Genomic DNA, 22271 nt, shown 5'->3' with positions numbered 1-22271 from the left:
TTGAAGTGTGAGGAAGTGTGTGGGTGGATCAACAAGGAACTGGTGATTGGTGTTGGGGTCTGTTTATTCTTGGCGGGTGAAGAAAACGCTCACGAAACTCGCGGACGGCCGCGAACTGATCTACTTCGACGCCGACGAGCGCGCCGTACGCGAGGCGCCCGACCTGCGCCCGCTGGACCGCGTGCACAGCCACCCGGAACCGCGGCGGGACGAGGCGACCGGCGACTGGATCACGATCGCCTCCCACCGGCAGGGCCGCACCTACCACCCGCCGGCCGGCGAGTGCCCGCTCTGCCCCTCCCGGGACGGCCGGCTCGGCGAGATCCCCGCAGCCGACTACGAGGTGGCCGTCTTCGAGAACCGCTTCCCCTCCCTCGCGGGCGCGGCCGGCCGCTGCGAGGTCGTGTGCTTCACCCCGGACCACGAGGCCCGCTTCGCCGACCTGACCCCGGCCGCCGCCCGCCTGGTCCTGGACGCGTGGACCGACCGCACCGCGGAGCTCTCCGCCCTCCCGGGCGTCGAGCAGGTGTACTGCTTCGAGAACCGGGGGATCGAGATCGGGGTGACGCTCGCCCACCCGCACGGCCAGATCTACGCCTTTCCCTTCGCCACGCCCCGCACCGCCAAGATGACCGCCGCCGCGGCCGCCCACCGCGCCGCCACCGGCCGCAACCTCTTCGAGGACCTGCTGGCGGGCGCCCGGGCCGCCACCGAGCGCGTGGTGACGGCCGGGGAGCACTGGACCGCCTTCGTGCCGTACGCCGCCCGCTGGCCGTACGAGGTGCACCTCTACCCGCACCGCCGCGTCCCCGACCTGACCCGCCTCACCGAGGCCGAGCGGGCCGAGTTCCCCGGCATCTACCTGGACCTGCTGCGCCGCTTCGACCGGCTCTTCCCCGTACCCGGGCAGCCGGCGGCTCCCACGCCGTACATCTCCGCCTGGCACCAGGCGCCCCGCACCGATGGCGCGGAACTGGCCCTGCACCTGGAACTGTTCACCGTCCGCAGGACCGCCGACAAGCTGAAGTTCCTCGCCGGGACGGAGTCCGGGACGGAAGCGTTCATCAACGACGTGGCCCCCGAGGCGGCCGCGCGACGACTTCGGGAGGCCCTGTCGTGAACCGGACGGACCAGTCGGACCCCTCGCACCAATCGGACCCCTCGGACCGGTCGGACCGGTGTGACTCGGAGCGGTGTGACTCGGACCGGCGTGACGACGACAACCGGGCGGCGGACCAGGTCGCGGATGCCTTCCGGCGGCTCTTCGGCGGCTCCCCGGACGGGGTCTGGGCGGCGCCGGGCCGGGTCAACCTGATCGGCGAACACACCGACTACAACGACGGGTTCGCCCTCCCGATGGCCCTCCCGCAGAGCACCCTGCTCGCCGCCCGGAGCCGTACGGACGGACGGCTGCGGCTGCACAGCGCTCAAGGTGACGGCCGGATCACCGACCTGGCCGTGGCCGCGCTGGCCCCCGGCACCGTACCGGGCTGGGCCGGCTACCCGGCCGGCGTGGTCTGGGCACTCGCCGAGGCGGGACACCCCGTCGGGGGCGCGGACCTTCACTTCGACAGCACGGTGCCCACCGGCGCCGGACTCTCCTCCTCCGCCGCCCTGGAGTGCGCGGTGGCCGTCGCGTACGACGAGTTGTACGGGCTGCGCCTGCCCGGGCCCGAACTGGCCCGGATCGCGCAGCGCGCGGAGAACGCCTTCGTCGGCGTCCCCTGCGGGATCATGGACCAGATGGCTTCCGTCTGCTGCACCGCCGGGGCCGCCCTCCACCTCGACGCCCGGAGCCCGGAGCGCCACCGGCACGTGCCCTTCGACGTGCGGGGCCAGGGTCTGCGGTTGTTGGTGATCGACACCCGGGTCAGCCACGACCTCGGCGACGGGGCGTACGCCGCCCTGCGCGCGGGCTGCGAACGCGCGGCCGCCCTGCTCGGCCTGCCCGCCCTGCGCGACCTGCCCGCCGGGGAACTCCCGCGAGCCCTGGACGCGTTGCCGGCGGAGCTCGCCCCCCTGGTCCGCCATGTGGTGACCGAGAACGCCCGGGTCGGTGAAGCCGTCTCCCGGCTGCGGGAAGGAAACGCGGCGGCGCTCGGCCCGATCCTCACCGAGGGCCACGCCTCGCTCCGCGACGACTATCGCGTCTCCTGCCCGGAGACCGACCTCGCCGTGACCGCGGCGCTGGACGCCGGGGCGCTCGGCGCCCGGATGACGGGCGGCGGCTTCGGCGGCTCCGTCATCGCCCTGGTGCGGGCCGGCCGGGAGAGCACGGTGGGCGGCTCCGTCACGGCCGCGTTCACCGCCGCCGGCCACCGCCCCCCACGCATCCTCGCCGCCACGCCCTCCGCGGGCGCCCGGCGCCTCAAGCCCGAAAGCCGTCAGCAGCCGCCGCAGTTGTAGTAGAGGACGTCCCAGTGGCTGCCTTCGTCGGCGTAGACGTTCCCGGAGCCGGACCGCCACATCGGCGCTCCGTCGCCGCGCACACCGATGTAAGTGAAGGTGTTCTTGATGTAGTTGGTGACGCACGTTCCCTTCGCGTAGTCGAGCTTGTAGCCGTTCCAGTGCGAGTACGTGCCGCTCGCGTGTCCGGTCTCGGTGCCGCCGGTGATGTTGAGGGCGCAGCCGGTGGCGCGCTTGAGGGTCTGCGCGCCTTGCGCGGTGGCGAGGTTGAGCTGCTCGAAGGACGTACACGTCGGGTTGTTCCGGTCGGAACAGTTGCCGGACGACGACCACGTGATGCCGACCTGCCGGAACATCGAGGTCGCGGTCGCATGGCTGATCTTGGTGGTGGCGGCGTGGGCACCGGTCGTGGCGACGAGTGCGCCGAATCCGGGTGCGAAGAGCGCGCCGAGGACGAGGGCGAGAGCGGTGAGGACGGAACGGGTCTTCACGGAAGGGCCTCCTGCGGGTGACCGCCGGTTCGGGGGACCGGGATGGGGACGGTGCAGGTGGTGCGTCGAGCACAGCGATGGTGCCCGACATCTACGCGTGAAGACCAGAGGGCCTCACACCTCGCCGGTCATCGGGGTGCGGTCAGGACAGGGCTGACGGGCTGGTGTCAGCCGCACCGCGTCGAAGCTCCGTCACCCGGGCTCCAGGAGGGGGGACCTCTGATTCCTTGCGTGAACGGCAGAGGCGCCGGGGAGGCTGTGGGCCTCTCCGGCGTCTGTTGTGTGGGGCGGCGGTTTGCCGGGATCCGGTCCTCGGGGACCTGTGGGGCTGCCGGCCCTCAGTTGGCGAGCTTCGCCTTCAGGTCCGCCTTGAGCTGGTTCTTGATCACCTGCTTGACGACCTGGCTCACGGTGCCGCCCGTGCCCGTGCCGTCACCGCCCACGGAGGTGGCGTCGCCGGTGTTGACGGCGTCGGCGCTGGCGTTGCCGCCGGTGGCCGCACCCGTGGTGATGTCGCACCCGCCCTTGCAGATGCCGACACCGGAGTTGGCGCGGCCACCGGTGGCGGTGCCACCGACCGTCGTGTTCCCGGCGTCGGCGTCACCGCCGGTACCGAGGCCGTCGGCGCTGTCACTGGGGGCGAGGGTGACGGTCTGCTGCGGAACGGCGGTCGGTGCGGCCATCGCGGTCGCCGGCAGCGCGATACCGCCACCCACCAGCGCCAGGGACGCTCCGGCCAGAACAACACGACGGGTCGAGAACAGCTTGTGCATGGGAATTCTCCATTCGGTGCAAAAAAGGGGGGGGTGTATTCCCTCCGGGATTCCCCGGTGAGGGCGTACTTCAAATAAACCCTGCGTGGGGACGTGCGTCACGACACTCGAATACGTGGCTTGACGCCGAAAATCGATCTTGGTAAACCCTGTCGCCGTGCCGGATGACGTGTTTTTCCGGGTATTTCGCCGGACGTGGTCGTGCATGTACAGGTCGTTGCGAAGGGGCACTCGTGTGGATCACTGGATAGACTTTCAGGAAGGGAAGGCGGCCTGTCGCGTCGACGGCGCGTCCGAGCCGCCACTGTCGAGGACGGGGTCGGCATGATCGGCACCTTCACCCACGGGCGCCGCAGCGGCGCCGAGCCGTCTCCGGGCCGGCCGGCCGGGTGCGGGGGCGCCTGATGGGCACGGCATCGAACCTGAGCGAGTACATGGGCCGGGCCTCCGGCCTGATCGGGAAGCAGATCGCGGGCTACCAGGTCGAGCGCATGCTCGGCCGCGGTGGCATGGCCGTCGTCTACTGTGCGAAGGACCTGCGCCTGGACCGTACGGTCGCGCTCAAGCTGATCGCCCCCGAGCGCGCCCGCGACGACACCTTCCGACGCCGCTTCACCCACGAATCGCGGGTGGCCGCGTCGATCGACCACCCGCACATCGTGCCGATCTTCGAAGCCGGTGAGACCGACGGCGTCCTGTACATCGCCATGCGTTACGTCCCAGGTCCGGACCTGCGGGCCTTGCTGGACCAGGAGGGCCCGCTCCCCGTTCCGACCGCCCTGCGCATAGCCGCCCAGGTGGCATCCGCCCTCGACGCGGCCCATGAGCACGATCTGGTGCACCGGGACGTCAAACCCGCCAACATCCTGGTCGCCGCGGGTACCGACAGCGAGCACCCCGAACACGTCTATCTCACGGACTTCGGGCTGACGAAGAAGGCGCTGTCGCTCACCGGGTTCACCACCGCGGGCGAGTTCGTCGGCACGCTCGACTACATGGCGCCGGAGCAGATCTCCGGCCGGCCGGTGGACGGCAGGTGCGATCTCTACAGCCTCGCCTGCGTCGTGTACGAAACCCTCGCCGGCGGTCCGCCCTTCGAGCGCGACGGAGACCCGGCGGCGCTGCTGTGGGCGCATCAGTACGATCCGCCGCCTCCGCTGACCGAGAGGCGGCCGGAGGTCCCGCCCGCCGCCGCCGACGTCCTGGCAAAGGCCCTGGCGAAGGTGCCCGAGGACCGGTACGACTCCTGCCTGGAATTCGTGACGGCCCTGCGCGCCGCCACCGGGAGCGGCGTCGGCGAGGGCGTTGATCCCGCCTCCCCCCTGGATCCCCGGTCTCCCGGGAACTCGCAGACCTTCGAGCCGCCTCCGGAGCCTCCGGTGTGGGCCCTGCCGGTCTTCCGCGGCCCGCCGGGCGGCCCGTAGACCCAAGGCTGCCGGCCTCGGTACCCGACGCTGCCGGCCTCAGTACCCGACGAGGGACTGCTCGGCCCAGATGGTCTTGCCGATGGGGGCGTGCCGGGTGCCCCAGCGCTGGGCGAGCTGGGCGACCAGCAGCAGACCCCGCCCTCCCTCGTCGAAGATCCGGGCACGCCGCATGTGCGGGGCGGTATTGCTCGCGTCGGAGACTTCGCAGATCAGGGTGCTGTCCTCGTGGATCAGCCGCAGTTGGATGGGTGGCTGGCCGTAGCGGATGGCATTCGTGACCAGCTCGCTGACCAGGAGTTCGGTGACGAAGGAGGCCTCCTCCAGCCCCCAGGCCGTCAGTTGGTCGGTGGCGTGCCGTCGGGCTTGGGCGACGACGGAGGGGTCGGAGGACAGGTCCAGGACGACGACCTTGTCGGAATGGAGGGCCCGGGTCCGGGCGACGAGCAGGGCGACGTCGTCATCCGGAGGGTGAGTCAGCAGAGCTGTCAGTACGCGGTCACAGACCGTTTCCAGCGTGGAGGCGGGCTGGCTGAGGGCCACGAACATGCTGTCCAGGGCGTCGTCGATGTCGTGGTCGCGGGGCTGCAGCAGACCATCGGTGTACAGGGCGAGGATGCTGTCCTCGGGAAGCTCGACCTCGACGGTCTCGAAGGGCAGGCCCCCCAGGCCCAGCGGCGGGCCGGGCGGGACATCGAGGAGGTACACGGAGCCCTCAGGGGAGACCACGGCGGGCGGGGGATGGCCGGCCCGGGCCACGGTGCAGCTGCGGGTGACCGGGTCGTAGACCACGTACAGGCAGGTGGTGCCGATGCCCCCGGCGGTTTCCCCCGCGCCGTCCCGGTCGGCCTCGTCGGCGGACAGGTGGATGATGAGGTCGTCGAGGTGGGTGAGCAGCTCGTCGGGCGGCAGGTCGACGTCGGCCAGGGTGCGGACCGCGGTGCGCAGCCGGCCCATGGTGGCGGCGGCACGGATGCCGTGGCCGACGACATCGCCCACGACCAGGGCCACCCGCGCGCCGGACAGCGGGATCACGTCGAACCAGTCGCCGCCCACGCCCGCGTCGGTACCGGCGGGCAGATAGCGGGAGGCGATCTCGAGTGCCGTCTGATGGGGCAGCGTCTGCGGGAGCAGGCTGCGCTGCAGCGTCATGGTGGTGGTGTGCTCCCGGGTGAACCGGCGCGCGTTGTGGATGCTGACGGCCGCTCTGGTCGTGAGCTCCTCGGCCAGCCACAGGTCCTCCGGCTGGAAGGGCTCCCCACGCTGGTGACGGCCGAAGACCGCCAAGCCGAGAGTGATGCCGCCGGCACGCAGCGGCACCATCATCATCGAGTGGGTCCCGCTCTCGCTGATCCAGGTGGCCCCGGGGTCCTCGGCCACCCATCGGGCGACGGCCGGGTCGGCTGTCCCGTACACGGCGCCACGGCCCGCGGCCAGAGACTCGACGGGAGGTGACAGCGCCGGATGGACGGCTGTCTCCCCGACCGCGATCCGGGACTCCGGGCTTCCCTCGAGGACCGACCGCACAGCGGTACGGCGCACGGTGACCGGCCCCGTCAGCGGGCCGGAGGACGGCTCGTCGACGCGCGGGGGAGGTTCCAGCATGTCGACGACCGCGAAGTCGGCGAGCCGGGGGACGGTGGCGTCGGCCAGTTCCTCCGCGGTGCGGGCCATGTCCATGGTGGTGCCGATGCGGGCGCCGGAGACGTTCGACAGGAGCAGCTGCTGCCGCTCGACCTCGATCCCGGTCCTGTCGTGCGCGGCCAGGCACACGGCGCGCACCCGGCCGTCCGGGTCCCGCAAGGGGGCCAGCGAGGTCGCCCAGCCGTACTCCGCGCTCGCACCCGTGGGGCGGATGAAGGCATCCAGGTACTGCGGCTCACCGGTCTCCAACGCCAGGCGCATCTTCCGCTCGGTCTCGTCGCTCACGGGATCCGGCGCGATTTCCGGCAGACGCAGCCCGCGCATCTCGGCCTCCGTGAGGGACAGCGTGTGCTCCATGCCTGCGTTCGCCCGCACCAGCCGCACATCCTCGTCGAAGACCGCCAGGAAACAGGGGGACTGCGTGAACGCCCACTCGTTCAGCCGTTCGCCCCAGGGCGCGCCGGGCTCACCCGCCACCGCCACGGCGGACACCACGAACCACTTGGCGGTGCCGCCGGTGGACGTCCAGCGGTGCGCGAGCAGCCCCCGCTCCAGCCGCCGGCCGTCCCGGTGCCGCAGCGCCACCGTGCCGCTCCACCGCTCCTGCCCCGGCGCGATCCGCGGCGCCGCGTCGTCGACGCCATCGGCGAGAAGCTGGGCGGCGGACATCCCCACGACCTCGGAGGGCAGGTAGCCGAGCAATCGGCGGGCATCCTCGCTCCACTCGGTCACGATGCCCTGCTCGCTGATGGTGGCCGTGGCCGTGTACGCCGACTCGTGGGAGGCGTTCGTCTCCTCCGGCCGTTCACCAGGAGAGGTGGGAAGTCGCTCCATCGCCGCTCATCTCGCCCTCGCTAGTTCCTTGCCCGCTGTCCCACGGGAACCTGCACGGCCAGGGGGCTCCACTGACAAGCATGATCCGGCGGGGCAAGGAGCACCAACGCAGTGCTGCCACGGGGGGCGGAGAGCCGCTCAGCCGGCCGGACCGCGGGACAGGGCCCCCGGGAGGCCCGGTGGCGTGGCCGGGTGCGCGAGGACAAGGGCGAGCACGACGTCTCCCGCCTGCCACACCATCGCGCGGCGCCGGCCGCCGAGTACGGGAGGCCGAAGCCCGAGGATCGCGATGCGGCGCGCAGCGTCGCCGAAGATGCTGCTCCGGTCGGCCTTCACCGCGGCTTCCTTCAGCGCCCAGGCGCCGGCCATGACCTCGGGCCGGTCCGTACCGATGAGGGAGAGCTCCCCGGGCGAGAGGGCGTGGTCCGCGACACGGCGTACCGCGGCGGCGGAGACGGTCTCGCACAGGTCCACTCCGACCGATTCCGGTGCGAGGGCCGCGGCGACGTGGCGGGTGGTATGGCTGATGGAGACGTTCACCGCGGGCATCGGGCTGCCGCCGACGACGACGTGCGGGCTGCCGTCGTCCCGCGGGAGGATCTCCACGTCGCTCGCCGGCGCGGCGACGACTTCGCTGACCAGGCGCTTGGCGAGCACACGGCCGGCCAGCCACTCGGCCTGCCGCCAGGCCGGCAGCGCGCGGACCACGCGCTGCTCGGCCGGTGTGAGGAGCGGTGCCTGATCGAGGTCGGAGCGCCGGGCCACGATGAGGCCGGCTCCGCCCCATCGGTGGATGTGGCCCGGCGCGATCGACGGGAAGGTGCTGTCCATGGCGGCGGGGGTCACGCGGCACGGGCCGTGTCCGCGTGGGCCGTGTCCAGCTGCCGCAGCTCACGCTCCAGCACGTTCACCGCGTGACGGATCTGGTCGGGCGTGTGGTCACAGGTGACGAAGAAGCGCAGCCGGGCCATTTCCTCGGGTACGGCGGGGTACAGGATGGGGTTGACGCTGATGCCCTGCTGGAACAGGGCCTCCGCCAGTCGTAGGGTCTTCAGCGAGTCCCCGACGACGCACGGCACGATCGCCGTGTCGTGACTGTCGCCGATGTCGATGCCCGCTTCGCGCGCGAGGCGGACGAACAGCGCGGCGTTCTCCGAAAGACGCGCCACGCGCTGCGGCTCGGCACGCAGCAGTCGCAGGGCGGCCAGGGACGCGGCGGTGTCGGCCGGTGGCATACCGGCGCTGAAGATGAAGCCCGGAACGGTGTAGCGCAGGTACTCGACGACCGAGCGGGTCCCGGCGACGTAGCCACCGCAGCTCGCCAGTGCCTTGGACAGCGTGCCCGACCACAGGTCGACGTCTGAGCGGTCGGCGCCGAAGTGCTCGCCGATGCCGCGCCCCGTCGCGCCGATCGTTCCGATGCTGTGCGCCTCGTCGATCATCAGCAGCGCGCCGTGCCGGCGCTTGACCTCGATGAAGGCGGGTAGGTCGGCGATGTCGCCGTCCATGCTGTACACGCCCTCGATGACGACGAGTACCCGCCGGTACTGGTCGCGGACCTGTTCGAGTACGGCGTCGAGGGCGGCCGCGTCGTTGTGGGGGAAGGGCCGCCGGGTGGCGCCGGACAGCTTGCACCCTTGCAGGATGCTGTCGTGGGCGAGGGAGTCGTGGATGACGAGGTCCCCGGGTCCGACGAGGTGCCCGATCACGGTGACGTTGGTGGCGTGCCCGTTGGCCAGGGTGAGCGAGGCTTCGCAACCGAGCAGGTCGGCGAGTTCCGTCTCGAGTTCCAGGTGGAGCGGACGGTTGCCGGACAGCAGCCGGCTGGCGGACACCGACGTGCCGTAGCGTTCGATCGCCTCCTTGGCCGCCTCGTTCACCTGAGGGTGCGTCGCCATGCCCAGGTAGTTGTAGCTGGAGAAGGAGAGGAGTTCCCGGCCGTCGATGACGGTCGTATCCGTGATGCCGCCCTCGTGGACGAGGAAGTACGGATTGGGCAGCCCCATCGCGGCGAGCGAGGCGACGCGCTCGTCGAGGGCGGTGACCTCCGGGAAGCACTCGATCCGCGTGTGCTCCGCGGGCAGCCGGGTGGTGACGGAGACGGCCGGCGCGGACCGGTCCGTGCGCGGGCCGACGGACGACAGGTGCGTACGCGGATCGGCGGACGACAGGTCCGTACGCGGATCGGCGGACGGTGCCGTACGCGGGGCGGCAGACGGCGGGACCGTGGGCAGGTCGGCGGGCGTCGATGCCGGGGTGTCGTCGCCGTGGCCGGCGCGCTGTCCGGGGACGGGTGCCGGTGCGGCGTCCGCGGAGCCGCTCGCGATCATCGCGGCGATTCTCCCGACGGTCGGCCGGTCAGCAGCCCTTTCGTCGAACGTCCACTGCGGCCACTGGCGCATCAGGGAGGTGAACAGGTCGGTCAGCATCAGCGAGTCGAAACCGAGATCGTCGATCAGCAGCTGGTCGTCGCGCAGATGCCCCACCGGGAACGCGCTGATCCGGGCCACATGCGCGAGCACGGCGTCGGTGACCTCGTCGACGGCCGGGGTCGGTGAAGGCTCCTCGTCGGCCGGGGCGCGAGAGGCGGGCGAGTCGGCGGGGGGAGCGGGGGTGGCAGGGGTGGCGGGGTCATCGTCGGCAGGGACGGCAGGGACGGCCGGGACGGCAGGGACGGCAGGGACGGCCGGGGAGACGGGCACAGGCGCGGTTCGGGACGTCGACGGCGCGGTGATCTCTGCGGCGGGGGTCTGAGCGGCGACGCTCTGGGGGGCGGAGCCCTGCCCAGGAAGCCTCTCGCTCAGGCGGCTGAGCAGCGCCACCTGCTGCTGAACCAGCTGGAGCAGTTCGTTCATCGGGTCGTTGGGCGGCTGGTTCGTCGGGTGGTTCATCGAGGTCTCCTTGAGCGGTACGGACTGGGGCGGGAGGGGTGCGGCGGAGGCGTTCTTCTTCGCGGGGCGCCTGCCCGGCACCCAGTAGGACTGGGTGCCGAGCTTCGCCACCGGCAGGTCCAGCAGACGGCGGTCCTCCTCGGGAACGAGCGCGCGCGGGTCGACCGGCGCGCCCAGGACCGCGAGCCGGGCGAGGGCCCGGACGAAGCCACGTCCGCCGTCGGGCTCCGCCCCTCCGGCGGGGACGACGAGAACGTCGTCGTGGCCGGGGAGGTTGCGGCGGACCGAGGTGAGGAGCGAGTTGCCGCCGGTCACCTGGAGGAAGACGCGGGCCCCCTGGTCGTAGGCGGTGCGGACCGCATCGCCGAAGTGGACCGGCGCGGACGCGTGACGGGCCCACAGCTCGCGCAGACGGTCGGGGTCGGTGCAGACCGCCGCGTCCACGGACGAGACGAACGGCACGACGGGGCTGCTGATACGGCGGTCGGCGAGGTCCGCGCGCATGGTCTCGTCGGCGCAGGCCAGCCGCGGCGAGTGGAAGGCATTGGACACCTCGAGCGCCACCGTGACGATCCCGGCCTCGGCGCAGGCCTGCTTCATGGCGGCGAGCCCTCGCGGTGTGCCACTGACCACGACCTGCCGCGGCTGGTTGAAGCAGGCGAGCCACACGTCGTCGATGCCGTCGATGAGCCGGCGGCAGGTGTCCTTGTCGCTCTGTACGGCGAGCATCCCGCCCCGGAGGCCGGTGTCGGCCTGCCGGAGGGCCGCGCCCCGGTGGACCAGCAGCCGGATCGTGTCCTCGTCGGTGAGCGCTCCGGCCGCCGCGGCCGCGGCGAACTCGCCGAGGCTGTGGCCGAGGGTGAGGTCGGGAGCGACCCCGCAGTCGGCGAGGAGACGGGTGGCGGCGATCTGGACGGTACCGAGCAGGGGCTGGCACACATCGGTGGCGGCGAGCCGCTGCCCGGGCTCCCCGGCGTCGCCATGGGCGGTCGCGGCCTCGCCGTACAGCAGATCGGCGAGGTCGAAGCCGGTGCCCCGGCGGGCCACGGCGCTGAGGGCGTCGACGGTTGCCCGGAAGCCGGTGAACCTCTCGTGGAGGTCCCGCATCATGCCCGGCCGCTGACTGCCCTGACCGGGGAACACGAAGGCGGTGCGGCGCTGCTCGGCCGGCAGGGGGGCGTCGGCGGCGAAGGCGCCGTCGCCGAGGTCGCCCCTGGCGCCGTCGGCGAGCTGCCGACGGGCGTGGCGCAGCCGCTGGACGAATTCGTCCGTGTCGGCGGCGACGATCGCGAGCCGGGCCGTCAGCGGCTGACGCGCGCCCAGGGTATGGGCCAGTGCTCCGATCGGCGGCCGGGGTGCGCGGTCCAGCGTGTCGAGTACCTCGCCGATGTGCCGGTCCAGCAGCTCGGGGTTGCCTGCCGAGAGCAGGACGAGCTGAGGTCCGGTGCCTTCGGCGCGTACCGGGGTGCCGCCGGGGGCCGGGGCGGGCTGCTCCTCCAGCACCACGTGGACGTTCGTGCCGCCGAAACCGAACGAGCTGACGGCGGCACGCCGCGGGGTGCCCCCGCTCGGGAAGGGCCGCGCGGTGTCGGCGAAGCGCAGGCCCGCGGCGGAGACGCCCAGGTCGGGATGAGACGTGGTCTCCGGCTGCGGCACGATCGTGCGGTGGTGGACGACCAGGGACGTCTTGATCAGTCCCGCGATGCCCGCCGCGGACAGGGAGTGCCCGATGAGGGCCTTGCCCGAGGCGAGGTAGCACAGGGCGGGGTCGTCGTCGGGGTACTCGGTGCGGAGTCGGCGCAGCGCCTCCACCTCGGCACGGTCGCCGACGGCGGTGCCGGTGCCGTGGGCCTCGAGGAAGCCCACGGAGGAGGGGGGAACCCCCGCGTCGTCGTAGGCCCGGCGCATGGCGCGCAGCTGGCCTTCGGGGGTGGGAGCCAGCGGTCCGGGAGACGCGCCGTCGTTGGCCGAGCCGATGCCCTTGATCACCGCGTAGACGCGGTCGCCGTCGGCGAGCGCGTCGGCGAGCGGCCGTATGACGACGGCGCCGGCCCCCTCGCCGAGGACGAAGCCGTCGGCACCCTCGTCGAACGGGCGGCACACCCCGGTGGCGGACAGCGCGCGGAGCCTGGAGAAGCCGACCAGGGTGTCGGGGGTGAGGTTGAGGTACACCCCGCCCACGACGGCGATCCGGCAGGTGCCTTGGCGCAGTTGGGCGATCGCCTGGTCGAGGGCGACCAGCGAGCCGGAACACGCGGCGTCGACGACGAAGCTGGGGCCGCCGAGGTCGAACTGCCGGCTGATGGTGCCGGACGCCATGTTGAGCAGGCTCCCGGGCAGGGTGAAGGAATGGAGGGTGCCGAGCTGGCCCGCCTGCTCCTTGGCGGAGTCCTGGCCGCCGCGGTGGTCCGCCGCGTGCGCCCCTTCGGCCAGTTCGGCCAGGGCGATGGCCCGGAGCGGGGTCGTCATGAGGTCCTTGTAGTCGGACACCGACATTCCGACGAAGACCCCGGTGTTCTCCCGGTCGAAGTCGCCGCGGCCCAGCCCCGCGTCGTCGAGGGCCTCGCGGGCGACGTCGAGCATCAGCCGGTGCTGCGGGTCCATGGCCTGGGCGCGGGAGGGCGGCACCCCGTAGTGCAGGGCGTCGAAGCGGTCCACGTCGTCCAGGAAGGCGACCTGGTCGGTGTACGCGGCATGGGTGGCGGACCGGTTGCCGGGGTCGTGGAAGGTCTCGTGGTTCCAGCGTTCCGCCGGGACGTCGGAGAACTGCCGTTCCCCGCTCATCAGGAGCTTCCAGTAGGCGTGGATGTCGGGGGCGCCGGGAAAGCGGCAGCCGAGTCCGGTGATGGCGATCTCAGTCATGACGGGTCTTCCTTGTCGTGGTGCCCTGGGCCGACGGCGACCGGGGCGGCGGGGACGGGGGTGGCGGGGACGGGGGTGGCGGGGACGGGGCGTGCGCCCTGGTGGTCAGCGGCGCGCGGGGGCGGGGGTACGGACGGCGGTGCGGCCGGGTACCTCCTGGCGTCGGCCGGCGGCGGACGCGTCGCGGGGTGCGGCACCTTGCGTCTCGGCAGCCGCGGTGCCCACCAGTTCAGGCCACCCGCCAGGCGCATGAGCGCCGGTACGAGCACGCCCCGTACGAGCGTCGCGTCGAGGAGGACGCCGAGGCCCGCGCCGATCCCGAAGAACTGCAGGAGCGAGACCTGGGAGGTGCCGAAGCTCAGGAGGGTGAACGCGAGCAGGGCGCCGGCGGTCGTGACGATGCCGCCCGTGCGGGCGAGGCCCGTGACGATCGAGTCGGCGTTGTCCTGCCCGGCGTCGTACGCCTCCTTGATGCGCGCGAGGACGAACACCTCGTAGTCCACCGAGAGCCCGAAGACGATGCAGAACAGCAGCACCGGCATGGTCGTACTGAGGGGTCCGGGCGTGAAGTCGAGCAGGTGGTGCAGATGGCCCATCTGGAAGATCCACACCATGGCTCCGAGGACGGCCGCCAGGCTCAGGGCGTTCAGCGCGATGGCCTTCAGCGGCAGGAGCAGGCTGCGCGTGAATCCGAACAGCAGCGCGAAGGTGGTGAGGGTGATCAGGCAGAGCGCCAGCGGAATCCGGTCTCCCACCGTGTCCTTGGCGTCGACCAGTACCGCGCTCTGTCCGCCGACGAGGACGTCGGTGCCCGCCGGGGCGGGAGTCGCGCGGATGTCGTGCACGAGCTGCTGGGCGGCGCGCGACTGGGGTTCGACCAGCGGCACCACGGAGAGCTGGACCGGGCCGGCGCCGACGGGCTTGGCCATGGAGCCGGCAGCACCGGAGAGCACCGCCTTCTCGCCGGACCGGAAGCCGCCGCCGGGCCCCACGACCTGGGCGACCTGCGGGAGCGCGGACAGCCGACGGGCGTAGTCCGCCTGCGCCGACGGGGACGTCTTACCCGTGACGACGACCGTGAGGGCGCTGGAGCCCTTCATGTCGAACGCGCCGCGCACCAGGTCTCCGGTCTGACGGCTGGACGAGCTCACCGGCAGCGCCCGGTCGTCGGGGGTGGCGAAACCGGCGTGCGCGAACGGCGCGGCGAGCACCACCAGCAGGCCGATCACCGGCAGCGCCGCGATCAGCGGGCGGCGTACGACGATCCGCGCCAGCCTCTCCCAGAAGCGCGACCCCGAGCCGGCGTGGGCCCGGCGGCGCCACGGCACGGGCCAGGCGTTCACCCGCTTCCCGAGCAGCGTGAGCAGAGCCGGCAGTACGGTCAGGGCGCTCACCGCCGCGATCGCCACCACGGCGATGCCCGCGTAGGCGAAGGAGCGCAGGAAGTACGGAGGGAACACCAGAAGCGTCGCGAGCGCGGCCGAAACCGTCGCGGCACTGAAGAGGATCGTGTGGCCCGCGGTGCGCACGGTCCGTATGGCGGCGTTGCGCGGCCTGAGTCCCTTGGCGAGCTCCTCACGGAACCGCGAAACGATCAGCAGTCCGTAGTCGATGCCCAGCCCGAGGCCGAGCGCCGTGGTGAGGTTCAGCGCGAACACGGACACATCGGTGACAGCGCCGAGAACGCTCAGGACCAGCATCGTCCCGGCGATGGCCAGCACCCCGATCAGGAGGGGCAGCGCAGCGGCCACCACACTGCCGAACACCAGGACCAGCAGGATCAGGGTTCCCGGCAGGACGACGGACTCGGCCCGCTTCAGGTCGGACTCCGAGATGTCCTGGAGCTCGGCGTCGACGAGCGCCGTCCCTCCCACGTGCAAGGTCAGGGCCGACTCGGATGCGGTCGGGGTGGTCAGCTCCTCGCGCAGCCGCTTGACCCGCGCTCCGAGCTCTTCCCCTTCGCCGTCCACGTGCGCGACCACCATGGCCGCGTGGCCGTCCCGGCTGCGCAGCTCCGCCGCGTCGCCGGTCCAGTACGAGGTCACGGCGCTCACATGCGGCTGGGCGGCGAGGCGCTTGGTCAGGCCCTCGCCCGCGTCCCGGGCCTTCGGGGCGTCGACGGAACCGTCGCGGGCCCGCGCGACGACGACCAGGTTGGGGGGCGCCCCCAGGCGCTCGGCCGCCACCTGGGCGGCACGGCTGGACTCGGATCGCGGATCGTCGTATCCCTGCGTCTTCAGCCGGCCGGTCGCTTCCGCACCGAACACAGCGGCCAGCAGAAGGAATACGAGCGCGGCGAGTAGGACGAGTCGGGGTCGACGGGTCACGGAGACCCCTGAGCGACGGGACATGGCTTCCTCTGAATCCGGATGGCGGTTCGCTCCTGCTCTTGTGCAGGACGGTCGATTTCCACCGTGCCGGGAGGAGGGATGAGGCCGTAGCCCCTGCTATTCGTTACTTGACAGGCCGACGAGACAGCTTGGGGGTCGAGGACGGCCCCGTTCCGCGCCTCTACCAAGATCGATTTTCGGCGTCAAGCCACGTATTCGAGTGTCGTGACGCACGTCGCCCCGCAGGGTTTATTTGAAGTACGCCCTCACCGGGGAATCCCGGAGGGAATACACCCCCCTTATTTACATCGAATGGAGAATTCCCATGCACAAGCTGTTCTCGACTCGTCGTGTTGTTCTGGCCGGAGCTTCCCTGGCGCTGGTGGGTGGCGGTATCGCACTGCCGGCGACCGCGATGGCCGCGCCGGCCGCCGTTCCGCAGCACGCCGTCACCCTCGCCCCCAGCGACAGCGCCGACGGCATCGGTACGGGTGGTGACGCCAACGCCGAGAACACCACGGTCGGTGGTGAGGCCACCGGTGGCGACGCCAACTCCGGTGTCGGTATCTGCAAGGGCAAGTGCACGATCACCACCGGTGCGGCCACCGGCGGCAACGCCAGCGCTGACGCCGTCAACACCGGCGACGCCACCTCCGTGGGCGGTGACGGCACGGGTAAGGGCGGCACCGTGAGCAAGGTCGACAAGAAGGTGATCAAGAACCAGGTCAAGGACGAGCTGAAGGCGAAACTCGGCAAGTGAGGGCCGACGGCCCCGCAGGCCCCGAGGGAGCGGATCCCGGCGAGCCGCCCCACACAGCAGACGCCGGAGAGGCTCACAGCCTCTCCGGCGTCTGTGTCGTGCTGACGCTTGCCGCGTTTCTCCCGGGGCGTTTCCGGCCTAGCTCGTGGCCGTCGCGTCACCGCTCACGGCAATCGCATCGCCGGTGTTGGTGGCGTCGGCGCTGGCGGCGCCGCTCGTCGCGTCACCCGTGACGATCGTGCACCTGCCGATGCAGGTGCCGACGCCGGAGTTGGCGGAGCCGGAAGTGGCGGTACCGCCGACGGTGGTGTTCTCGGCGTTGGCGTTACCGCTGACAGCGCTGGCGCCACCGTTCGTGTCCTTGGCGCCCTTGGCCCGCGCGCCTTGTCCGACCGAGGTCACGGATGCGGATCTGCCGGCGCTCAGAACGTCATCGCCCCAGGCGGTGTTGACACTCCCGTAGCAAAGGCCGCTGCACTCGTTGGAGGCGCCCTCACCCACAGCGGTGTTGGTGCTGGTGCCACAGAGGCCCGCGCACTCGTTGAACGCGCCGGCCCCCACGGTGGTGTTGGTGCTGCCGCCGCACAGGCCCTCGCACACGCCGGAGGCGTCGTTGCCCACGGCGGTATTCGTGCTGTCGTGGCAGAGGCCCCGGCACACGCCGGAGGCGCCGTTGCCCGCGGAGGTATTGGTGCTGCCGTGACAGAGGCCCTCGCACACGCCGGGGGCGCCGTTGCCCGCGGCGGTGTCGATGCTGCCGTAGCCGTACAGCGGGACTGCCGGTGCGGCCATCGCGGTCGTCGGCAGGGCCACGCCGCCGGCCAGTGTCACGGAAGCCGCGGCCAGCACGATACGACGGGTCCAGGAACGCTCGTTCATCGGAATTCTCCGGGATTCTTGTGTGAAGTCTCCGCCTGTGGCCAAGCGGGCGGGCGCTGAGGCTGCCGGTCGGATGCGTCCGGTTGTATGCATACGCCGGGGGACGCTCCGGGGCCTATTTCGATGTGGACGTTATCGTGTGGATCATGCTGTGAGCAGGATCTGGCGAAGTGCGGCGTGTTCTCCCCTTCCCGGTCTTCTTCTTGAGCTTCTTTCAGGACTCGTCAACCGCTCCGGAACAGGTTCGGTTCCGGTGCGCCTGACGACTCCCGATCCGATACCGCGGGCGCGGCGGCCCATACAGCCGAAGGGCGCGCCGGGTGCCGTACGGCTCGCACCACCGGTACGGCGGCAGCTTTTACCAAGATCGATTCTCGACGTCAAGCCACGTATTCGAGTGGCGTGACGCACGCGCTCTCACAGGGTTTATTTGAAGTACGTCCTCACCGGGGAATTCCCGGAGAACGTGAAGTCGAAAGAATTGTTCCCGGCCTGTTCTGCGGGACGGTACTCAGAGCCTCTTTTACATCGAATGGAGAATTCCCATGTTCGAGCGTTTCTCGACCCGTCGTGTTGTTCTGGCCGGAGCTTCCCTGGCGCTGGTGGGTGGCGGTATCGCACTGCCGGCGACCGCGATGGCCGCACCGGCCGCCGTTCCGCAGCAGGCCGTCACCCTCGCCCCCAGTGACAGCGCCGACGGCATCGGTACCGGCGGTGACGCCAACGCCGAGAACACCACGGTCGGTGGTACCGCCACCGGCGGAAACGCCAACTCCGGTGTCGGGATCTGCAAGGGCAAGTGCACGATCACGACCGGTGCGGCCACCGGCGGCAACGCGAGTGCCGACGCCGTCAACACCGGCGACGCCACCTCCGTGGGCGGTAATGGCACGGGTACGGGCGGCACCGTGAGCAAGGTCGACAAGCAGGTGATCAAGAAGCAGCTCAAGGCGGAGCTGAAGGCAAAGCTCGGTAAGTGAGCCCCGCCCCACACCGCAGACGCCGGAGAGGCCCACAGGCTCTCCGGCGTCTGCGGCCGTACGCAGGTCAGAGCGTTACGCGTGCCGTCGGCCGGGGGTGGTGCGACGGTGGGGTAGAGGATGCGGCCGACGGGGAGCGAGGTGCGCGGCCGGGGTGATCGGGCGTCCTGCGAACCGTGAGGAGACCCCATGAAGGGCACCACGCGAGGCGGCGCGGCCCGGGCCCCGTCCCTTTGGCTAGTGACGGGGGCCGTGACCTGCGGCCTTGTACTGGCCGGAAGTCCGGGCGCCGTGGCGCAGGAGACGGCCGGGCGCCGGGCGCCCGCCCCGCCCTGTGCGAGCAGGCAACTCATCGCGAACAGCGCGCAGCGGATCGGCGGCAGCCAGGTACGGATCACCGTGATCAACGACGGTCCGAAGGCGTGCGTCCTGAAGGGGTTCCCCACCGTGGCCCTCGCCGGTCAGGGATCGCCGGACCGCAACAAGCCCCTGAACGTGGTCCGGCAGGGCCAGGCGCGCGCCGTGACGCTGGCGGTCGGCGGCCGGGCCTCGACTCAGCTCACCTTCACCCCGGTGCTCGGTGAGGCCGACGGGTACTGCGCTTCCGGCGCCGAGCCGACCGTCGCACCCTCGATCGTGCTGGGCGTGGGAGGGGGCGGGCTCCAACTGGCCCCTGACGACGGCGGGGAGTTCGCGCTCTGCGGCACCACTGTGCGCGCCACGGCCTTCCGCGGCAGCGGTTCCTGACCCGGTTCCCGTACGGTCCCCCGGGCGTCCGGACGCCGTTGGTGCGTCCGGCTCCTGCGTGACATCGGGCCTCCGCCACCCACTTGTGGGTGGCGGAGGCCCGATGTTCTTGCTCCGGCACCGGCGGAGCGGCCGGTTCGTGCAGCGCACTCGCTCCTGTCAAGACACGAATTCCCGAGACATGACGTGCGGTCTCTCGATCATGCCTAGTGGAACCCAGTCCCTCACTCGGACCGCGTGAGGCCGACCGTCGGCCGGGAAAGCGCTTCCGCGCCGAACTGCCGCACAACGACATGGGAGAGGCGGGTCGCGATGACTTCCAAGAACAGCACGGTCCGGTGCCCGCGGGAAACGACCAGAGGCTGCGTGTGCTCGCTCCGTGAGGCGTGCGGATCTCGTACGTCCACCCTTCGCCGGGTCAGGCGCTGGGAGCCCGCCGATCAGGTACCTGTGGAATCCGACGGAATCTCCCTGGCCCGGTCCCTCACGGAGCACGTGCGGCGGACAGGAAAGCACTTCCTGCCGGAGCCGATGCTGGCCCGATTGAGCGATGTCCGGCATCGGCATGCCACAGACCGCCCGTTCCTCAACGCCTTTCTCGACTGCATGCTCGACAAGCACGAGGGGCGTATCTGGAACCGGACCTATCTTGCGCTGCCCGTCCTGGAGCTCCTCATGGACGAACGGAATTCCGGGCTGAGTGCGGACCGGATGTCCACCATGCTCATGTCCGACGTCGTTCGCTTCGAGATCGAGGCGGCACGCGGGTCCCGTGAGGGGCCGAGCCGGGGCCGGCCGGATCCGGCGACGCTGGGCACGCGGTTGCGGCATGCCGTGCGGTTCGTGGCGATGGGCCTCGGCCGGTCGGACGCCGGCGACCTGCCGTCACGGGTGGCGCACACACCCTCCGCCCACCTGGAAGATCTCGTCGATCACCTCCCCCGGCCACCGGCGACGGACGCCTGGCGCTGGTTCGACGTCACCGTCCAGCCCGTCTACGTACTGCATGACGAGTACTTCTTCATCCGCGTCCTCCAGACCCACGAAATGCTCTTCACCGCGATAGCGGCAGACATGAGATCAGCCATCGGGGCATTGCGTGCAGGAGACCTGGAGGGAGGGGCGGAGCGAATAGACCATGCGGTTGCCTTGTTCGAGCGCGCCGCCGCACTGTTCCGCATAGTCGCCACGATGCGGGCGGAACACTTCTCCGGTTTCCGGCAGTACACCCAAGGCGCCAGCGCCATCCAGTCCGAACAATACAAACGGTTCGAGAGCCTGTGCGGTGTTCCGCCCGTCCCACGCCTGCACTCGGCGGCCTTCACGAGCGTGCCCGCCGTGCGGGCCGAGGTGCAGGATGCCGGCCATGACAGCGTTGCCCGGGCGTATCTCGACCTCCGTGGTGAGGGAGGTCTGGGGCGGGCGGAGTGGCGTCGCCTCGACGCGGCGCTCGTCCGGTTGGAAAGCAGGCACCAGCGATGGAAGTCGGCCCACCGCAGTCTTGCCGCGCGCATGCTCGGCAGTGCGCACGGTTCGGGTTACACCGATGGCGTTCCGTACCTGACGGAATGCCTGGGGAACCGGCTGTTCTGGCAGCTGGGCACGAGCCCGTCGACCACATCGGACGCGTCGGCCGACCGACCCGCTGATTCCGGCACCGCTCAGCGGCCCGGGTGCGTTGTCAAGTCCCGAAAAGTCGCGACGTGACGTGATGCGATGCCGGCGGCTTACTCAAGACATGGGCTCACCGCTCAACAAGTGGTCCCACCCGCGTCAACTCTTGAAGGGGCGGGCCCCCGGGTCCGGCCGTTTCTTCAGCTTTTTTCGCGGGAGTGGAATTTCCATCATTCACGCCCCCACGACGTGGAGGCCATAATGGCAGTCAGGAGCGAGCAGATGCGCATAGCCACCATTTTCCCGATGTCCTACCTCGGGGGGAGAGTGTCGTGAGTTCACTACCTCCTCCGGGCGAGCGCCCCACCGGCCCTCCGTCCGGTCCGCTCTCCGAACGGCCGACGAACGAGCACCCTCCGCCGCCGGGGCCACCGCCACCAGGGCCTCCGCCCCCGCCGGGACCTCCCCCTGGTCCGCCGTCCGGCAGCGGCGGGTCGAGTGAGCCGGGTGAGCCGAGCCGGCCCGGCGGAGGGTCAGCTCACGGGTGGCGGTCGCGCAGGACCGTGCTGAGTGCCAGCAGCGCGGTGGTCATGGCGACGGCGGTGGTCCTCGCCTTCACCGTCATGGGCGGGAACAAGGCAGCCGGCGGAGAGGTCTTCCTCGAGGCCACCGCGGCGGCCGGCCCCGATCCGTTCACCCCCTCGACGGCCACGGAGTCCCAGGACGCCGAGGTCACGCCCGCAACCCTCGGCAAGTCGAAGGGCGGCACGAGCGACGCGCGCACCCTCGAGGTCCAGGGTGCGTACCCGGGGTTGTACGGGGGCACGCGGAACGTCGCGAGCTGCGACGTCGAGAAGCAGATCAAGTTCCTCACCCAGCACACGGACAAGGGGAAGGCGTTCGCCGATCCCCTGAAAATCGGGCAGCCCGACATCGCCGCCTATCTGCGGTCGCTGACGCCCGTACGGCTGGTCTGGGACACCCGGGTCACCAACCACGGGTACAAGGACGCGGCGGCCACCAGCTACCAGGCGGTCCTGCAGGCCGGCACGCCCGTCCTCGTCGACGACCGAGGCGTACCTCGCGTCCGGTGCGCCTGTGGCAACCCCCTGGCCCCGCCCGTCGCCGTCAAGGGCAAGCAGACGTACAGCGGCAAGGAGTGGTCGTCGTTCCAGTCCTCCGACCTCGTCGCGGTCAAGCCCGCCGAGAAGCCGGTGAAGACCGTCACGATGTTCGACCACGACCGCAAGGGATGGTACGAGCGCCCGAGCGGAGACGTGCAGGGCAAGCACGACCACGAGGTCCCACCCCCCAAGGGCCAGAAGCCCGACTCGCCGTACCCGGTCCTGCCCCCGCCGCATGACGGATCGGTGGAGAAGCCCCCGGTCAAGGAGCCGGAGAAGGGCACGGTTGAGAAGCCGCGCGAGGGCACGGTCGACAAGCCGGTCAAGCCCGTCAAGCCGGATGAGAACACGGGCGACAAGCCGAACGAGAACACGGGCGACAAGCCGAACCAGAACACGGGCGACAAGCCGAACGAGAACACGGGTGACAAGCCCGATAAGCCCGACAACACGGTCAAGGAGCCGGAGGAGGGCACGGTCGACAAGCCCGTCAAGCCGGTCAAGCCGAACGA

At 71.1% G+C, this 22271-nt stretch carries 15 protein-coding genes; 8 read left to right on the top strand and 7 right to left on the bottom strand.

Annotated features, from left to right (window positions below):
- Positions 1 to 76 precede the first annotated feature (76 nt).
- Together galT and galK are read left to right on the top strand one after the other, a co-directional pair.
- Positions 77 to 1120, top strand: coding sequence for a galactose-1-phosphate uridylyltransferase (gene galT / locus ACGFYQ_RS07715; RefSeq protein ID WP_393741056.1), 1044 nt, complete (start codon positions 77 to 79; stop codon positions 1118 to 1120).
- Positions 1117 to 2406, top strand: coding sequence for a galactokinase (gene galK / locus ACGFYQ_RS07710; RefSeq protein ID WP_393741054.1), 1290 nt, complete (start codon positions 1117 to 1119; stop codon positions 2404 to 2406). The genes galT and galK overlap by 4 nt, the downstream gene beginning before the upstream one ends.
- On the opposite strand, the gene ACGFYQ_RS07705 is transcribed toward galK, so the two are convergent.
- Both ACGFYQ_RS07705 and ACGFYQ_RS07700 read right to left on the bottom strand, forming a co-directional pair.
- A complete protein-coding gene (locus ACGFYQ_RS07705) occupies positions 2385 to 2897 on the bottom strand; it encodes a hypothetical protein (protein ID WP_393741052.1) in 513 nt (170 codons plus the stop codon). The two genes, galK and ACGFYQ_RS07705, sit on opposite strands and share 22 nt — an antisense overlap.
- 338 nt (positions 2898 to 3235) lie before the next feature.
- Positions 3236 to 3670: a hypothetical protein gene (locus ACGFYQ_RS07700; RefSeq protein ID WP_393741050.1), complete on the bottom strand. Its 435-nt coding sequence runs from the start codon at positions 3668 to 3670 to the stop codon at positions 3236 to 3238.
- Positions 3671 to 4074: 404 nt separating this feature from the next.
- On the opposite strand from ACGFYQ_RS07700, the gene ACGFYQ_RS07695 reads away from it, so the two are divergent.
- Positions 4075 to 5094 (top strand): serine/threonine-protein kinase, encoded by a 1020-nt coding sequence (locus ACGFYQ_RS07695; protein WP_393741048.1) that lies wholly within the window; start codon positions 4075 to 4077, stop codon positions 5092 to 5094.
- Between the two features lie 39 nt (positions 5095 to 5133).
- On the opposite strand, the gene ACGFYQ_RS07690 is transcribed toward ACGFYQ_RS07695, so the two are convergent.
- From ACGFYQ_RS07690 to ACGFYQ_RS07675, 4 genes are all read right to left on the bottom strand, one after another.
- A complete protein-coding gene (locus ACGFYQ_RS07690; RefSeq protein WP_393741046.1) occupies positions 5134 to 7572 on the bottom strand; it encodes a SpoIIE family protein phosphatase in 2439 nt (812 codons plus the stop codon).
- A gap of 138 nt (positions 7573 to 7710) precedes the next feature.
- Positions 7711 to 8403, bottom strand: coding sequence for a 4'-phosphopantetheinyl transferase family protein (locus ACGFYQ_RS07685; RefSeq protein ID WP_393741044.1), 693 nt, complete (start codon positions 8401 to 8403; stop codon positions 7711 to 7713).
- 11 nt (positions 8404 to 8414) lie between these two features.
- The gene (locus ACGFYQ_RS07680) at positions 8415 to 13325 is read right to left on the bottom strand and encodes a type I polyketide synthase (RefSeq protein ID WP_393741042.1); all 4911 of its coding nucleotides are present in this window, start codon (positions 13323 to 13325) and stop codon (positions 8415 to 8417) included.
- A complete protein-coding gene (locus ACGFYQ_RS07675) occupies positions 13322 to 15652 on the bottom strand; it encodes an MMPL family transporter (RefSeq protein WP_393741040.1) in 2331 nt (776 codons plus the stop codon). Before ACGFYQ_RS07675 ends, ACGFYQ_RS07680 begins: the two co-directional genes overlap by 4 nt.
- Positions 15653 to 15980: 328 nt before the next feature.
- On the opposite strand from ACGFYQ_RS07675, the gene ACGFYQ_RS07670 reads away from it, so the two are divergent.
- Positions 15981 to 16415, top strand: coding sequence for a hypothetical protein (locus ACGFYQ_RS07670; RefSeq protein WP_393741038.1), 435 nt, complete (start codon positions 15981 to 15983; stop codon positions 16413 to 16415).
- A gap of 138 nt (positions 16416 to 16553) precedes the next feature.
- Here the strand turns inward: ACGFYQ_RS07670 and ACGFYQ_RS07665 are convergent, their stop codons facing one another.
- Complete coding sequence (locus ACGFYQ_RS07665) at positions 16554 to 17294, bottom strand: hypothetical protein (protein ID WP_393741036.1); 741 nt, start codon at positions 17292 to 17294, stop codon at positions 16554 to 16556.
- A 545-nt stretch (positions 17295 to 17839) separates the two neighbouring features.
- On the opposite strand from ACGFYQ_RS07665, the gene ACGFYQ_RS07660 reads away from it, so the two are divergent.
- From ACGFYQ_RS07660 to ACGFYQ_RS07645, 4 genes are all read left to right on the top strand, one after another.
- On the top strand, positions 17840 to 18274 hold the full coding sequence (locus ACGFYQ_RS07660; RefSeq protein ID WP_393741034.1) for a hypothetical protein: 435 nt from the start codon (positions 17840 to 17842) through the stop codon (positions 18272 to 18274).
- Positions 18275 to 18463: 189 nt separating this feature from the next.
- Positions 18464 to 19021, top strand: a complete 558-nt coding sequence (locus ACGFYQ_RS07655; RefSeq protein WP_393741032.1) for a DUF4232 domain-containing protein — start codon at positions 18464 to 18466, stop codon at positions 19019 to 19021.
- A 450-nt stretch (positions 19022 to 19471) separates the two neighbouring features.
- Positions 19472 to 20728 (top strand): tryptophan 2,3-dioxygenase family protein, encoded by a 1257-nt coding sequence (locus ACGFYQ_RS07650; RefSeq protein ID WP_393741030.1) that lies wholly within the window; start codon positions 19472 to 19474, stop codon positions 20726 to 20728.
- Positions 20729 to 21198: 470 nt separating this feature from the next.
- On the top strand, positions 21199 to 22271 hold a 1073-nt coding region (locus ACGFYQ_RS07645; protein ID WP_393741028.1), incomplete at its 3' end, for a DUF6777 domain-containing protein.

It is taken from the genome of Streptomyces sp. NPDC048258 (genome assembly GCF_043201995.1).
Lineage (GTDB): Bacteria > Actinomycetota > Actinomycetes > Streptomycetales > Streptomycetaceae > Streptomyces.
Note: the sequence above shows the minus strand (reverse complement) of the source record. Positions and strands in the feature narration are given on the sequence as shown.